This is a genomic window from Flavobacterium cerinum, from assembly GCF_024496085.1.
GTDB classification, from domain to species: Bacteria; Bacteroidota; Bacteroidia; order Flavobacteriales; family Flavobacteriaceae; genus Flavobacterium; species Flavobacterium cerinum_A.
In genome coordinates, this window is sequence record NZ_CP101751.1 from 3578813 (window position 1) to 3594328 (window position 15516).

The 15516-nt window shown below is 35.3% G+C and carries 14 protein-coding genes; 7 read left to right on the plus strand and 7 right to left on the minus strand.

The features are described 5' to 3' along the window. Positions 1-40: 40 nt before the first annotated feature. Together NOX80_RS16135 and NOX80_RS16140 are read right to left on the minus strand one after the other, a co-directional pair. Positions 41-1168: a WG repeat-containing protein gene (locus tag NOX80_RS16135; RefSeq protein ID WP_256550830.1), complete on the minus strand. Its 1128-nt coding sequence runs from the start codon at positions 1166-1168 to the stop codon at positions 41-43. A 2-nt stretch (positions 1169-1170) separates the two neighbouring features. Further along, the gene (locus NOX80_RS16140) at positions 1171-2202 is read right to left on the minus strand and encodes an RNA ligase family protein (RefSeq protein ID WP_256550831.1); all 1032 of its coding nucleotides are present in this window, start codon (positions 2200-2202) and stop codon (positions 1171-1173) included. A gap of 302 nt (positions 2203-2504) precedes the next feature. Between NOX80_RS16140 and NOX80_RS16145 the strand changes: the two genes are divergently transcribed. The 7 genes from NOX80_RS16145 to NOX80_RS16175 all read left to right on the plus strand — a co-directional run bounded on the left by NOX80_RS16145 (position 2505) and on the right by NOX80_RS16175 (position 8843). Next, a complete protein-coding gene (locus NOX80_RS16145; RefSeq protein ID WP_256550832.1) occupies positions 2505-4025 on the plus strand; it encodes a hypothetical protein in 1521 nt (506 codons plus the stop codon). A 139-nt stretch (positions 4026-4164) separates the two neighbouring features. Next, positions 4165-4992, plus strand: coding sequence for a toll/interleukin-1 receptor domain-containing protein (locus tag NOX80_RS16150; RefSeq protein WP_256550833.1), 828 nt, complete (start codon positions 4165-4167; stop codon positions 4990-4992). A gap of 140 nt (positions 4993-5132) precedes the next feature. After that, on the plus strand, positions 5133-5777 hold the full coding sequence (locus tag NOX80_RS16155) for a hypothetical protein (RefSeq protein WP_256550834.1): 645 nt from the start codon (positions 5133-5135) through the stop codon (positions 5775-5777). Between the two features lie 116 nt (positions 5778-5893). After that, positions 5894-6136 (plus strand): type II toxin-antitoxin system ParD family antitoxin, encoded by a 243-nt coding sequence (locus NOX80_RS16160; protein ID WP_256550835.1) that lies wholly within the window; start codon positions 5894-5896, stop codon positions 6134-6136. Positions 6137-6377: 241 nt separating this feature from the next. After that, positions 6378-7025: a JAB domain-containing protein gene (locus NOX80_RS16165; protein ID WP_256550837.1), complete on the plus strand. Its 648-nt coding sequence runs from the start codon at positions 6378-6380 to the stop codon at positions 7023-7025. A gap of 216 nt (positions 7026-7241) precedes the next feature. Beyond that, entirely contained in the window at positions 7242-8090 is an 849-nt protein-coding gene (locus tag NOX80_RS16170) for a hypothetical protein (RefSeq protein ID WP_256550838.1), read from the plus strand. 144 nt (positions 8091-8234) lie between these two features. Further along, positions 8235-8843 carry a hypothetical protein gene (locus NOX80_RS16175; protein WP_256550839.1) on the plus strand — a complete coding sequence of 203 codons (609 nt, stop codon included), beginning with the start codon at positions 8235-8237 and terminating at the stop codon, positions 8841-8843. 126 nt (positions 8844-8969) lie between these two features. Here the strand turns inward: NOX80_RS16175 and NOX80_RS16180 are convergent, their stop codons facing one another. The 5 genes from NOX80_RS16180 to NOX80_RS16200 form a co-directional block, all read right to left on the minus strand. Continuing rightward, positions 8970-9956, minus strand: coding sequence for an SH3 domain-containing protein (locus NOX80_RS16180; protein WP_256550840.1), 987 nt, complete (start codon positions 9954-9956; stop codon positions 8970-8972). A 207-nt stretch (positions 9957-10163) separates the two neighbouring features. Further along, positions 10164-10682: a phage tail protein gene (locus NOX80_RS16185; RefSeq protein ID WP_256550841.1), complete on the minus strand. Its 519-nt coding sequence runs from the start codon at positions 10680-10682 to the stop codon at positions 10164-10166. 50 nt (positions 10683-10732) lie between these two features. Further along, on the minus strand, positions 10733-11626 hold the full coding sequence (locus NOX80_RS16190; RefSeq protein WP_256550842.1) for a tail fiber domain-containing protein: 894 nt from the start codon (positions 11624-11626) through the stop codon (positions 10733-10735). A gap of 26 nt (positions 11627-11652) precedes the next feature. Continuing rightward, positions 11653-13695 carry a hypothetical protein gene (locus NOX80_RS16195; RefSeq protein ID WP_256550843.1) on the minus strand — a complete coding sequence of 681 codons (2043 nt, stop codon included), beginning with the start codon at positions 13693-13695 and terminating at the stop codon, positions 11653-11655. Positions 13696-13718: 23 nt separating this feature from the next. After that, entirely contained in the window at positions 13719-15515 is a 1797-nt protein-coding gene (locus NOX80_RS16200) for a hypothetical protein (protein ID WP_256550844.1), read from the minus strand. Position 15516: the final 1 nt, after the last annotated feature.

Below are 15516 nucleotides of genomic sequence, written 5' to 3' on the forward strand. Positions count from 1 at the left end.
ATTTATTTATTGGTACGAAACAAATCCATTCCGTTTCTGTTTAAAACAACCGTTTTCCTTTTTTATCGATAAAAAACCAGATTCCGTTTTGTTTTACCAGGGCAGCTCCGTCTTTAAAGGCATCCACACTTTGGTACTCTCCCGGGAACAGTACGTTTTCCTTAGAATCGATAAAATATCCTTTTCCGTCTTTCATCACTGCAAAATTTCCTTCTCCGGAATACATCTCATCATATATAAACGGAATAACCGTTTCTCCTTTTTTGTTGATACAACCAAATTTACCTGACACTCTGGCTATTGCTAAACCGTCATAAAAGCCATATGAATTTGTGTATTTCATCGGGATAACCAGCTTTCCTGCTGTATTAATATAGCCATACAGGTCATTGATGTTTACTTCTGCCATTCCATCTTTAAAATGAAGATGTCCGTCATAGAGCAACGGCACCACTACTTTGCCTTTTTTGTTTATCAAACCACTTTTTCCATCACGTTTCACACAGGCCAGACCGTTATAAAAATAAGATGCGCTTTGGTATTGAGGCGGAATAACAATTTTTCCCTGCATATCCATATACCCTTCTTCCGATTTTCCGCGTAGTCTTATGGAAGCCAGTCCTTCGTAAAAAGAACCCAGTCCATCTACATCTAATTGGACCCGTTTTCTGTTATTCAGGGTATCAATAATGTACCATTGCCCCTTCTCTTTAACGGTAGTTTTATCTCCATAAAAGTAATTGGAACTTTCATAAATAAGAGGAATAACTTCGTTCCCTTTTTTATCGATATAGCCCCATTTTCCATTCAATTTCACTATGGCCCTGTTACTGTCTTCAAAACCACCGATAAAATCGTATTTCAGCGGCACTACTTCGCGACCTATTGTATCAACAATCCCGTGTTTTCTATCCAGTTCGACGACAGCCAGACCCTTATGAAAACTGTAAACAAAGTTGTATTTACAAGGGACAACATTGCGTCCTTTTTTGTCGATAAATCCGTATTTCCTATTAATTCCCACTGTAGCAAATCCGTTTTGATACGGATAGAATCCGGAATAATCCGCCAGAGGATCATCCTTTTTAACGACCTGGGAATTACCCTGTCCACAGCTAAAAAACAGCATTACGGAGCACAATGTTATTATCTTCTTTAGAATAGTCATATTTATTCGTTAGCTGCTGCCATTATTTTATTGATTTCAAAATCCACTCTTTCGATAATCCACTCTTTTTCGGTAAGCTGTAAATCATTTAAAAGATTATTGTTGTTTTCATTAAAATCAACCAGTACATCTTCTAAAAATTCGTTTTTAATTTCTGAAATCCGAAGCGCATCACTCCTATCCAACTTCCCTATTTTAGAAATGGCACTATCCAGTCGGTTTTGCGTAACATAGTTTCTTAGTTCTTCCACAATAAAAGACAAATCTTCTGTTTTTGAAGACACATCCGGAACAAACGACCATTTTTCAGCTTCGTGGAATTTATCTTCCTCGTCAAATTCGGCGTTTTTAAGTTTTACGATCGGTCGCGACAAAAGCGTGCTCTGATCTATTTGATTAAACGGTTTGATCACCACACCTTCAATTAAATTATCTTTTAATTCCGGAAGATTAAATTCTTTTGGAATCATGGAATTCATTCGGATATTAAAATTCATGGCTTCGGCAAATTTTCCGACCAATAACGGTTTGGCATAAAAGATCCCAAACTGATTAAAATAGGCCACGGCACTTTCATAATCCAGATAATATTTAGAATCCGAACCCTTTTCAATCGCAATATCAAAGGCGCAGAATTCAATTGCCGGTGTATAATACACTCCGGTTTGAATCGCGTGTAAATCGGCTATAGGTGCAACCTCCGGATGCGGATATTGTCCACCGAACAATTCGCCGTAAACGATATATTTTTCTCCGGGGATTTCATTGCTTAACTTTTCAAAAAGGCGAAGCATATTATCTTCTAATTTGTTTACCACTAATTGGAAACCAAAAAAATCATCGGTCCACTTCAGATAGTCTTTCCTTTTCGCAAATTTTAAAGTACCGTTTTGATAAACAAAACTAAAGTTAGCCCCGTGTACTTTCTCCGTAACGACCCATTTTAATTTTTCCATTTCAGAAAAATCTTTTTCACTTAGCCCCAGCTTTTTTAAACTGTTAGGCATCTTTTCATATCCTGAAAATTCACTCATTGTTTTTCATTTTTGCTAATGTATTGCAAATTAGTAAGGTTACAACACGTTATTGCTAATAACTACAAATGTATTGGAAATATTTGAAAGAAAAAACTTATTATTTCAATCGTGTTATTTTGTTTGTCATTAAAGCTTTTAATGCTATACTTCAAAATTTAAAAAGCTGAAAATTAGGTATAAATACGTATTGTGTTGTTAGGGGTAAATTGTTTTCTTTCAGGTTTAAGAAATAGGATTTTAGTGTTTTTTATATAGCAAGTAGACAAAACAGTTACATATTAACTTCATATCTAATAGAAATGGGATTATTTGATAATAAAGAATTAATAAACAAAACTAAGTCATTAGAGAAATCATATGAAAAGTTAGTAAATAATCAAAATTTACTAAACAATAGAATTTCTCAACTTAAAAGTGACTTAGAAGAATCAAACAAAAGAAGTCCAGAATATGAAAAAGTTGCTAAAGAAGCATCAAAAAAAACTTCAGAGTATAGAAATCGGGCTAATGAAACTTTAGAAACAGTTAAAACCACATTACAAGATACAAAAGCATTACATAGCGAAATTGAAAAAATAAGATCTGATATAGAATCAAAATCAAATTCAATTCAGACTACATTCAATAAATTTAACGAAGATAATAACGAAGTAATTTCATATATATATGAATTAAAAGAAAAAATAGATTCCATAGACTCTACGATTAATTTATTCGAAGAAACAATTAGAAACCATCCTGACTTTGAAACAGAAATCATTGAACTTGAAACATCTGTAAATAAAATAAAAGAAAATGAAAGTAAGTCATTACAATTAATAAGAATAATCAATAATAGAAAAATTGAGCTAGACACACTGTATAATGAAATTTTAGGTTACGAGGATAAAGATGAATATGGAGATATTTATCAAGTTAATGGCTTAAAAAAAGAGTTAGAAGATTCTTTAGACGGACTAGAAGAACGTACAAATTCATTTAAGAAACAATTTACCGAGTTAGAAACATCCACTATTAAAAACACATCAAATCTCCTAAAGGTAAATAGTGAAAAAATAGCTCAACAAATTAAGGATTGGGAAGAAAAGTATTTTAATCTTAATAAAAAAATAGAAAGTTTACTACCTAATGCAGTTACCGCAGGATTATCTCATGCTTTTTCAAAGAAAAAAGAAGATGAAGTAATATCATATGGAAAGCATAAAGAACAATTTGGGTATGGCATTACAGGGATGATTTCTGTGTCCATTATTCCATTTATAATTAGCTTAGTTACTTTATTTAGTGAAGATAGTTTAGACGTTATAATTAATCGTGCTCCAAAATTAGTAATTGCAATTCTTCCCCTATACATCCCTGTACTTTGGTTATCAATATCTTCTAGCAAAAAAATGAATTTATCAAAAAGATTAATTGAAGAATATGCACATAAAGAAGTATTAAGTAAAACATTTGAAGGTTTATCAGGACAAATACATAATCTTGAAGAAGATAATATATCTAAAGAACTAAAATTAAAATTACTTCAAGATTTCTTACAAATGTATTCAGAAAACCCTGGAAAACTTATTTCAGATTATAATAAATCTGATCATCCTATAATGGAATTATTAGAAAATTCAAATAAGTTAGATAAAACAATTGTAAAAGTTCAAAAAATCCCTGGATTGAATAAATTAGCTGAAATCATAGAGAAAAAAACTGAAAAAAAATTAGAACAGGTTAGTAATGCTATTGAAAGAACTTTAGATAAAAAAATAGGAGTAACCGAAACAGAGGATAATAATGATGAAGAATATAAGACTAAAGAATTAGTATAAAAATTATAGTTAAAAGTAGTTTCTCAAAAACTAACTTTATATTTTTTGGAAAATCCATTTGATTTTTCAAATTACCACTACTAGACCTATGCAATGCTATCAGTAATAGTCAAAAATTATCTATTAAAATTCAAATAATATGGAAACTAAAATTTCATATCACTCTCCAAATGTTTTTATTTCCTATTCATGGGATAACGAGGAACATAAAGCATGGGTTCTTGACTTATCAGAAGTTCTTTTCAATAACGGAATTAATGTGATTTTAGATCAATATGAACTTAACGCAGGTTCAAATATGCATTTTTTTATGGAAACCTCGGTATCAAAATCGGATAAAGTCATAATAATATTTACGCCAAAATATAAAGAGAAGGCTGAACAAAGAATAAATGGTGTTGGCTTTGAATATTCATTAATAAACTCTGAACTTTATAACCAAATAGCGACTAATACAAAATTTGTACCGGTACTTAGATCTGGTTCTTTCCATGAAAGCATTCCAGCTTTCATGCAGCAATTCATTACAGTTGACATGCGAGATAACCTAAATTTTTCAAAAAAATCCGAGGAATTAATAATGGCATTATATGATAAATCTGTTCTGGAGAAACCTACTCTCGGTCAACATCGATTTGTTAAAAAAAATAATGGAGTTATCCTTGTAAGAAATCATGATAATACTGTCACGACATTAAAAGACATCAGGTTTAAAACACGTTTTCTTTGGGAAGAATTAACAAAATTGAAAAACAAAAACTATTGTGAGGCTGATATTAGAAATTCTGTTTTAGAATTAATTAAAAATTCTATTGATTATTTACAAATAAATGGTTTAATAACTTATGAAACAAAATATGCATACAATATGAATACAACTGGAGAGCCCGTAAATATTATCCAAATTAAAAATATTTCAACAGAAATTAAAAATCTAATAGTACTAATAAACGATAACAAAATCTAAGGATACCACCACCACCACAACAACCTCCACATTTATTTTAGATGATCAACTATTAAAACAAGAAATTTCTATCTTCATAGAGACTACAAATACTCAAATTTCTGTTCCTATGCATATAGCCAACGACAAATTGATACAAAATGGAAAAATTCATAAGTCGAAATAATAAATTCAAAACAAAGCTCAACAATCATTTACAGAAACTTACGGGACAAAAAGCCGATTTTTATACAGCTTTAAAAAACGAGGATATTTTAGAGCTTAAGGCCGTTTTATCTGACATAAACAATTTACTAACTTACAAGTTGACACTTATAGCTGGAGAATGGATTGGAAGTTATTTTAAACTTCATCAAACCGAAATTAACCATATTTTAGAAGAAATTGATGCTAATGAACCCAATTCACAAGGCTATGATATAGTATATATAAACGAATTTATAAAGGTAATTGCCGAAGTGAAATGTAATATTCCTGTTAAGAATGGCTCAAAATTTGGATCAATGCAAAGCAAACACTTAATAGAAGATGCTCAGAAACTACTAAATGGTAAAAGACAAATTTCAGATACATCTGAGTATTTAAAATTTTTATTTATAGTAAAAATTGGAGAAAGAACAGATAATGCAATAAATAAACTATTACAAAAAACAACAATTCGTGTAGAAAATGAGGAACGCTTGAGTAGAAACATTACTAGAGAACAAATTATGCTTTTAAAAAATGAGGAATATCACGAATTAGAAAAAGACAAAGTTTATATAAAAACATTGGCTCTGGACTAAAATGACTTCGTACCATCGCTAAACCACAAACCATAACAACTAATTCCCCTTTAACTTAACGTTAAAAAAAACACACAATTACCAATTTTTGGTAACTTTACCAAAAAGGAACAATCATGGGACGAAATACATCTATATCATTAGGACCTCATTTCGAAAGCTTTATTGAATCAACTGTTTCAAAAGGACGCTTTAGTAACGTAAGTGAAGTTGTTAGAGCCGGACTTAGACTATTGGAAGAAGAAGAAAACAGAATTATTGTCTTGAGGAATGCAATTCAAGAAGGAATTGAGAGTGGGCGTACCGAAAACTTTGATCCAAAAAAGCATCTGAAAACTTTAAAGTCAGTAAAAAAATAACAACTAAATTTCGCTTGGCATTTTAGTCATAAAATCACTTATAACTAAGATTTTACACAGAAATTGAATTACAAGCCAGGTCAAATAACCCCATCTCACTCCCACTTATCTTACCACACGTTTTACTTCCCTAAAAAATTCTACCTTTAAAAATAAATCCGTTAGCCGACTTTCAAAATAACAAAGTCGGTCGGTATAAACTATACGCCATCTAATTGTATTACCTATTTATTTTAGCCTTATGGATGTAAAACTGACAGAAGCACAAAAAATCAAAATTCTTAATTCCGACGATATCTATGTAATCATGCAACAAGTACTACTTCGGGAAAACAAAATTGATCTCAATCGGGAGCATTTTTGGGTTATCGGATTAGCCAACAATAACATGGTGCTTTTTATTGAACTCATAAGTTTAGGAACCGTAAACAAAACCCTTGTCCATCCAATGGAAGTATTTAGTTTTGCGCTACAAAAACGAGCGGTTAAAATCATTCTATGTCATAACCATCCAAGTGGTGAACTCAGACCCTCGGAAGCCGATAATGACATTACCGACCGATTAATACAAGTGGGCCTGATTATCGAAACCGAAGTTATCGATCATTTAATCATTTCAGAAAAAAGCTATTTAAGCTTTGCCGACGTCGGACTGATGGACGAATTAAGAAACAGTACCAAATACGTTCCAAGATATAAACTGGAAGAACAGATACGTAAGGAAGCAAAGGAAATCGGAGTAACAGCCGGTCTTAAAACCGGTCAAATAGCTAGTCGAAAAGAAATGGCAATAAAATGTTTGGAAGAAGGATTGGAACCCCAATATATTGCGAAGCTAACAGGACTTACCGTAAAAGTTATCGAGAACTTAAAAAATAAATTAAATTAACCTCAAATAACCAAACTGGTATTAGGCATAAACGATACGACACGAAATTTTAACAAGAGAATTATGTACCTTGCATAAGTCAACTAAAGAATAGAAAACAAAAATTAACTCAAATTGAATCAGTCAGGTACTATAAGCGCCAGGATTTTTTTCCTGAAATCAAGAATAACTAACAGCGCTATTGTTTTTAGACGCGGGCCAACCGATTGGATCCAGATGAGTATCTGGAATTTGGATAACGACACGCTGGAACCCGGACAATGGATCAATAAAAAAGTACTGATGCGAAATTGTGATATTTCGCCTTCCGGGAAATACTTGATTTACCCGATCGATAATTTTGAAAACAGCGATTATAGAGACAACAGCAACAACAGAACTGCCATATGCAAACCGCCGTTCTGGACCGCGCTTACCGTTTGGGAACACGACCATGCCCTTTTTGACACCGGAGGCGGATTATTTGCTGATGAAAAAACGGTATTACTTAACTTATATACTACACAGGCACATAAAGAATATCCCGTGCCGTCAGACCTGAACGTTTCCAGGTTTCATACAAGAAAAGAATACTCGCCATGGAAAGGACATATCAATTTATTACACGAGCATCGGTTGGAAATGAACGGATGGACCGAACAAAATGATCCCGATTTTATTCAAAAAGAAACCGAGCAATTAACTGTAAAAAACGTCAGCGAACATTGGTTGGCAATAGACCGGAGAAGTATCGAACCAATCGTTCCGAAACTTTGGAAGAAATCAATCACCAATAGTACGGCTTTATATATGATTACCTTCTATCATGTCGAACATCGAAAAAATGTTGATTTGTTTTATGTCGGCAAAAAGGACAAGAAAACAAAACTAAAAGGCATTAAATGGGCCGATATTGATAATAGAAACCGAATAATTGCTACTATGGGAGGGAAATTATATGCTTCAAAAATAGCTACCGACGGTTCCGTTGACTATACCAATCTGGAACTATTGCACGATCTGAATCCGCTAAAACCGAAATCAATACTGACACCATTACATATGAAAAGTTGGGATACCCTCTGATAGCACGGTTTTCATTACATCCAACGGGCTTAAATATTCCGAACGAGCAATTTTATACGATTTTTCAGTTATTTAATTAATTTTCAACACTAAAACCAACACCGAAACGTTAATCATAATAATCACAACATAACTCCTTATCAAATGAGAATATTCTTTTTTGTTGCTGTTTTTCTAATTTGTTCCTTAAGCTTTATTCCTTCTCCGAAAACAGAGTTAGAATCCGAATTCCTAGAACAGATCATCGTTCAGGAAAGAGGCTCTATTACTTACGTAAGAGAAAGTTGGGGTTGGGAAAAGATGAAGGAGTTACTGAACCGGAAAGTCTTTTATGATTACAACCTAGATAACAGGAATAGTATTGAATTAACGGATTCAGAATATAACTTTATTTTAAATGAAATCGACGCAAATCGAAATCATATCTGGAGTCCGAAGTTGCTTAAAAACGCTGAAAGTATTGATCAAAATGAAATTGAATCCTACTTATTGCGAAAAAGTCAGCCCGTCAAATCCGAACTTAAAGAACATCTTAAACTTAATGCTACCAGTGCTGTTGTAAAACTTAAAAATAAAATGCCTCTTGCCTTCTCGTTTTCCAAACCGATTTTCTTTAGAAAAGGTACGCTTTGTATTTTTGCTTATAGTGTTGTTACTCATGATAATTTAGGCAACTATAAGCAAATTGCCTTTTATAAGAAAGAGAAAGGAAAATGGGTGGAAAATTTAGAAATTTATAATAGTTTAAATTAAAAAAACTACTGCTCATCATACTTTAGCAGATTTCCTAATCGATTTAAGCGACTTCTTTCATAAAAATAACAACTTTTATTCTTAATCCGGAAATATAAACGCCCACTTTTCCCATCTGTTTTGTCTTTAAAAGTTCAAATAGGATCGGGTAACCCATTTGTCACCGAGATCAATTTTACACCAACCGTTTACTTCTTCAAAAACAAAAACTTCTTGGTCTTTTTCAATTCGGTCAACTTTAGGAAAATCGGTACCGGGTCCGGTTCTGACATTTAAAACCGTAGCATTTACGGTCGCTCTTTTTACCTCAACGGCATATCGGGCAGCAACCCAATTGGATTGTGTATTGGATATTTTCAGCCAGCCGTCTTTTTCTTCATATATCCGCAAAACAGCACCCAAAGGAATACCCGGACGATCAGCAGCCTTAGCACTTCCTGCATCCGGTTGCGTACGCACATTAAGACTATTAGCCGTTACGCTTACATATTTCAAAATACCGCTAGTATCGGTTTTAATAGGATGACCACCTAATTTAGCTCTTACTAAAGGCGCAAAATGGTTTTCGAAATCGGGTACTTTATTCCCGCCGAAAAAATTAGTTCCCGGACACGTTTTATTGTTTCCGGAACCGTTATTCCGAACACCGTTATCCAGACGAAACCAATGGTGATAGACTATTGTATTGGAATTAACCGGAAGATTAAACCGCTTACATAAAGCCGCTGTAATGGCTATAATAGCGTCCTTTTGCACATTCGTCATCACATCACCATTATGATCAAAGTTTCCGAAATTTTCGATACAAATGGCATTCGCATTTTGGTTTGTAATACAAGCCGGTGACTTTTCCAGACTTCTTCCGGTCACAACCGTTCCATCCGGGAAAATGGTAAAATGTTGCCCGATGTCCTGCCATCCGTTTTGATTGACATGATAGTTTTTCATCGCCAATTGACGGTCAAAATGGTTGTTACCCGTAAAATGAATATAACTGGGTACATAAGTATGATGCTGTTGAATTTTTAAAATTGTCCGGCCAATTCTCAGATTGGAAATCCAGGTTTCAAATTCTGAAACGGTCATTTTCGTAAATCCGTATTTTGCTTCCATAGTACAGCTCTTTTTGATCACTTAAAACAATCTAAATTAACAACTTAATATTTATTGATCAACACGAAAAAATACGTGATTTTTAGTTTTGTCTAATGTAGCTTTTTTAGTGCACGATTGTATCATCACTACTCTTTCCTCTTTCCTCTTTACTCCTAACCATTAAAAATCAAAAATGGGGCATCATCACCCCATTCTTTACTCTTTTTACTCACTTCCGGCATAAATGATATAATTGATCACATAATATGGTTGCATAGTATTATGGAATTTATCGCCTCCTTCAGCATCAACACCGTACAACTTTCTATTATCGTCTGCATGCGTTTTAAAAGGTATATCAGAATCATCACTCCCCTTAAAGCTTCTAACGTGTAATCCAAAATCACCGCCGTTTATGGTATGCTTGTGTTTTGGCATTTCATCTACAGTTAATTTGTGTTTATATTCCCCTCCCGTCTGTCCAAGAGGCCAAGAAGTCTTGTTCTCGAAATTAGGATATGTTCCGTCCGATTGGGAATTGTTATTAGCCGTACCGGAGCCAATTAACGTTCTTCCGGCTAAATTAGGAGTGCAATCCATCTTTAATAATTTCTTTAATGTTATATATTTATCCGGTATTTTACTACCATCACATTTTAACCAGCCAACCGGTATTGAATCGTCATCAAACGCACATGGTAATATTGTTCCCATCGGAATTTGTGTAAAATCTGAAATCATCATGGTATTATTTTTAGCTTATTAATAGTTCTCTTTTCTCTTTTCTCTTTTTCTTATTTTACAGTATCATTTTCCGCGACTGCCGGTAATAGCAACTGTTCTATCGCTTTCAAACGATCGCTTGTTTGCTGTTGTTCTTTTTCCAGTTTGCTTACCGTTTGAACCAGATTGGTATTCTTATTTTCCAGCATTTCGATACGCTTTAATAATGCCTGAGTAGCACTTACATTAAGCATCGCAATCGCTTCGTAATCCACAGAATGAAAATCATGAACTTCTTTTCCGTACACAAAAACACTTCCTTCTTTCGTACAATTAACCCGGATTGCCTCTTTATTGATCGCCAGAATATCGGTAAGTATTACGTCACCGCTAAAAACCAGTTTGATTTTATCACCAACAGCAAGGTCTTTTGAGTTGACCGGTATCCATCCGTTTTGAATAGTACTTAACTGATAAACATTCGGGATAATCTCGGTCTGCTTAGTCGTCACAGCTAGCGGATATACTTGCTCCACCTGCTGAGCGATCACCTTTTTATACAACTGATTCCCCCTTTGTACCGAATCGATCATCTTATAATCTGTTATCACAATTTTCGAAAGGATATCAAGGTCATTCGCATTATTACTTACGCCCAAAATCTTTTTGATACGCGCGTCAGAAACCACATTAAACTGTTGTGCGGTTACACCGTCTGTCGCATATATCGAATTTTTCACAGTCCCCGATTCCATCACTTTAGAACTTCTGTAGCCGTAAACAAACATTCCGCTTGCATTGGTACTTTGTTCTCCGGAAACAACTAATCTGGCTTGTGTGGGCGTAGATGTACCGATACCAACGTTTCCGTTCGCAAGAATTTTCATTGCATCTGTACTTTGTGCATATAACGGATTCGAAAGGATAAAGAATAGAATTCCTAATAACCGATAATTTTTTTTCATGGTAGGTATATATTTGATATGAGTTTTTAATTCGCTGTTTTACAATTGAGTTGCGCTCCTTTGGTTACGGTAAATCCGGGTTCAAACGAAATACTGCCGCCGGAATTAAGAATAGTGTTTACTGAAGGCGCCAGCGTAATACCTTTTACCGTAATGGAATTAGTCGCACGATAAACAGTATTCGTCTTTAAATTCGTCTGGTCGACTACATAATCGTTTTCAGCCAATTTACCGGCTGTAACTGCAATCAGATTCGTAGCCGTAACGGTATAAAGTGTTCCGTCGGGAGCCAACACTATATTCTTCTTTGTGTTTTGAATAGTGTCATCAATAGCAATTGCAAAGGCATTCGGATTGTCTGTATTGGTTTGAAATCCCAGTATTTTTTTTGTTTTACTATAAGGATCGGTTGCATAAATATGAGATGAAGCATCCGTTACTAATACCGATGCATTATCCAGTTCAGCTGATTGTTCGAAAACCTCAGCTATATTCAAGCTTGGATTATACTTTGCTAATTTGAAATTAAAAACAAAAAACACATTGGATTCCGCATCAACTACCGGCTGTGATATTCCGGTATTAACCGAACTTCCGGATGTTATAAACTGTGTTCGGGAAATACCGCCTTTATCGTCAAGATCAAATACAAAGAGTTTGTTACCGTTGTCAAAGCCGTTAAGAACAAAAACTTTAGCGTTATTTTGGACAACCGGCGCCGGAATATAAAAATTAGTATCATTCTGATAACCGTCCAAAACATAATCGGATGTGGCAATTATACTTCCGTCCAAATTATCCAATACGATCAAACGACTCTTTTTTTGCTGCGTATCGACCGCAATAAAAAATGCTTTGCTTTCATCCGGACTTAATGAAACCGGACCGTTAATTTCATTGGCTTTCGGTTCGTATTTCCATCGTATTTTACATTGCGGATAAGCCGAAAGGGCAACAATACCTGTATCCGATGGCAGATAAAGCGTACCGTCGTATCCGATTGCTGCGTTATTGTTGATGGCTGACAACTGCTTGTTGGTGGTATCCGACAGGGATTTACTAAACAGTGTATTTCCGGCATTGTTTAAATCCAATATGCTTAGTTTTCCGGATTTGGAAATATAATATAAACGTCCCTGTTCATCGATCAAAGGCCATGATTTAGCAACATCATCTACGTCTTTCTGCCATAGCACATTTCCTTTCGAATCCAGTTGCTTTACATAAAAGACTGCCGATGTTCCTGTAGTTGACTGTGTAAACACTACCGGTAAATCTTTATAGATGGCAAGCGCTCCCGTAGGACCGATTTCCTGTAGATATCCGCCGCCATATGGAAGTGTACGGATTCTCGCTTCCTGAACAAAAGTATTACTCTTCCAATTCAGCAAACTATTGTGTTGTGCATTTCCAAAAGGTTGCGCCCAATCTTCCCGAAACGGATACGGATCGATTTCATACGCCACCAGTAATTTTGGTTTTTTGGAGAAATTGGATGGTGTTTCTGATGTTATAGAAGAAAAAAAGCGGGTATCCTGCCCTTTTTCAGGCGATCGTGTTACTAAGGATAAAATACCGTCCGGTAGAAAATCAGTAACCGGTTTAAGGGAACCCGGGAATTTGAGTTTCATCGTTATAGATGTCGTACTCTTCCGGATCTCAGCTCGTCCCACAGGTCCTTCCGTATTATTATTTAAAATGGCCCAACTTAATTTCGGATCGGTTAAGCTCGTTTCTGTTCCCGTCCACCCGTTTGTACCGCGTAAAGCCGTTATCATCTGAACTGAAAAATCAGACATATTAACATTCGGTCTGTTGTATAATTTCAGATTTAAGGTTTCAATCTTGGCGTTAGCCGGCAAATTTCTAAAGTCAAATTTAAAAAATGACTTATTGGTTTCGTTTCCTTTGTCATCTGCTGCAACTCGTAAATCGTTATTACTTTCTATCGGTACTGCCTTATCGATTTCCGGTAATAAAGCGGTATACTTTGATTGTGCAAACAATGTCTCTGATTTTGTAAGCAGCACCAGCAATAAAAGCATGTAACTATACCCTATTTTATTCATAATCGTTCTTTTAAATTGGTAAACTAGGTTAAAATTAAAGTCTGGCCGGTTGCTACCGGTATCCAGTAAAACAAATCGGAATAGGTAATTCCTAAATCACCTTCATTGGTAAAGACCATATACCACAAGCAACCTTTAAAAAAGGCCGTTACGATTTTGGCCTGTTTTGTAGTAGCAAAACTGTCCACACCCGCAGCCGTATCCATTTGATTGCTACCGTATTTGCCGTTATTTAACGTCACTCTGTAAAAATATTTCTTTTTGTTTTCCTGCTCCTGATAGCCGCCCAATAAGAAAACGCCCGTACTGTCTATCGTATCTTTACCAAGAAAGGACAACCCGGAAGACAAATACGTATTATTATTGATGATCAATGGTATAATAGTCATCCAGTTATTTTTGTCCCATTTCCAGATATCTGAGGTTTCACTTCCGCCTATTTCCGAAAAACCACCACCTATCCATAACGCTTTTTTACTTCCGTCTGCATTCAATTCAGTCGTAATCCCGCTAAGACATCTTGATTGCCACGGCATTTTTACAGGATTGGTTTTATCGGGATTTACATTTCCGTTTATTCCTATGTTATCCCATGTTTTACCGTCACCTGACACCCAAATATCTTTTAAAGCGGCACCCCATTCATCAACACCACTCATCAGCCAGATTTTATCCTGATCACCATGCGGGAAAATTGCACAGGAATGTCCCATACGGGAAACCCACGGTAGGTTGTCAACAATCGTTACTCTGGAACCGATTTCCGCATCCATATTTACAATGGCAACTGCATTATTAGTCTCCATCGGTTTGATATAGCTCCCACCGATAAAAAACAGGCGCCCGTATAATTCTCCCGCACTTTTCATATGCAATAAAGGAGCCGTCGCAAAAGGTTTCAAATTGTTTTTTTCTTTATCGGAAAGGAGTACGCTATGCCAATTTTCAGAAAAACCTTCGTTGGTATTTGTATAGCCGATATGATCAATCTGTGTTATTTTATTTTCCGTTTTCAGCATTAAGCTATACAGATAGGATGCATCCTGAGCGGCACAAAAATTACCGATTTTAAAGGACGCATACGCTCCGGTCGGATTTGCATTGGAATATAATTTTGATTCCCCTAACGCCCGGACCAATATCGTTTTGGTGATGGAAACAGTTCCCATCTGTACTTCTAAAGTATACGAGTGATCTCCATTAGCGATATTGGCTATGGTATAGTAATCCGTTTCGGCAGTACCGCGTTTTAACTCTTGCAGCCCTTCCCTTAAAATATATTGGGAACCTTTAATATTCCAGGATAAAGTAACCGGTGCGTTACGCTGTACCACTGTTTTATCCGATTCAAACACGTTAATTTTCGGTTTGGCTTCCTCCGCAATCACTTCAAAAGGAATGGATACAAGCGGTTTCGGATTGGTCGGATCGTTTTTATCTTTAAAACTTAGTTGTATTATAGTCGACGGTGTTGCAATGATACATTTTTCCGCTCTTATTTTTACAATCAGATAAGTATAGGCATCGTCATAATCTCTCGGAAAGTTATACATGCGTTTTCCCGGATTATTGTTATCGTATGAAAGTTCACAGATTTTTACCGGAAAAGTCGTTGTCTTATTTCCGTCGTCCGTTTTGGCCCATAACTCACAACTCAGCTTTTTTAAATCGGCTGCCGCTACCAGTGTATCCAAATTTTCAATCGTAAAAACGCCCATCAGTAAGATGGCCTTTTTTTCTTCCTGAGCGATCATTATATCCAACGCCAGTGCTTCCCCATTCGTAACCGAATTACTGCTACCGGTAGTTACATATCCCATA

Excerpts from the sequence above, each read along its gene's own strand:
- NOX80_RS16135 (WP_256550830.1), bottom strand. The coding sequence starts at position 1,168 with ATGACTATTCTAAAGAAGATAATAACATTGTGCTCCGTAATGCTGTTT.
- NOX80_RS16140 (WP_256550831.1), bottom strand. The coding sequence starts at position 2,202 with ATGAGTGAATTTTCAGGATATGAAAAGATGCCTAACAGTTTAAAAAAG.
- NOX80_RS16145 (WP_256550832.1), top strand. The coding sequence starts at position 2,505 with ATGGGATTATTTGATAATAAAGAATTAATAAACAAAACTAAGTCATTA.
- NOX80_RS16150 (WP_256550833.1), top strand. The coding sequence starts at position 4,165 with ATGGAAACTAAAATTTCATATCACTCTCCAAATGTTTTTATTTCCTAT.
- NOX80_RS16155 (WP_256550834.1), top strand. The coding sequence starts at position 5,133 with ATGGAAAAATTCATAAGTCGAAATAATAAATTCAAAACAAAGCTCAAC.
- NOX80_RS16160 (WP_256550835.1), top strand. The coding sequence starts at position 5,894 with ATGGGACGAAATACATCTATATCATTAGGACCTCATTTCGAAAGCTTT.
- NOX80_RS16165 (WP_256550837.1), top strand. The coding sequence starts at position 6,378 with ATGGATGTAAAACTGACAGAAGCACAAAAAATCAAAATTCTTAATTCC.
- NOX80_RS16170 (WP_256550838.1), top strand. The coding sequence starts at position 7,242 with ATGAGTATCTGGAATTTGGATAACGACACGCTGGAACCCGGACAATGG.
- NOX80_RS16175 (WP_256550839.1), top strand. The coding sequence starts at position 8,235 with ATGAGAATATTCTTTTTTGTTGCTGTTTTTCTAATTTGTTCCTTAAGC.
- NOX80_RS16180 (WP_256550840.1), bottom strand. The coding sequence starts at position 9,956 with ATGGAAGCAAAATACGGATTTACGAAAATGACCGTTTCAGAATTTGAA.
- NOX80_RS16185 (WP_256550841.1), bottom strand. The coding sequence starts at position 10,682 with ATGATGATTTCAGATTTTACACAAATTCCGATGGGAACAATATTACCA.
- NOX80_RS16190 (WP_256550842.1), bottom strand. The coding sequence starts at position 11,626 with ATGAAAAAAAATTATCGGTTATTAGGAATTCTATTCTTTATCCTTTCG.
- NOX80_RS16195 (WP_256550843.1), bottom strand. The coding sequence starts at position 13,695 with ATGAATAAAATAGGGTATAGTTACATGCTTTTATTGCTGGTGCTGCTT.
- NOX80_RS16200 (WP_256550844.1), bottom strand. The coding sequence starts at position 15,515 with ATGGGATATGTAACTACCGGTAGCAGTAATTCGGTTACGAATGGGGAA.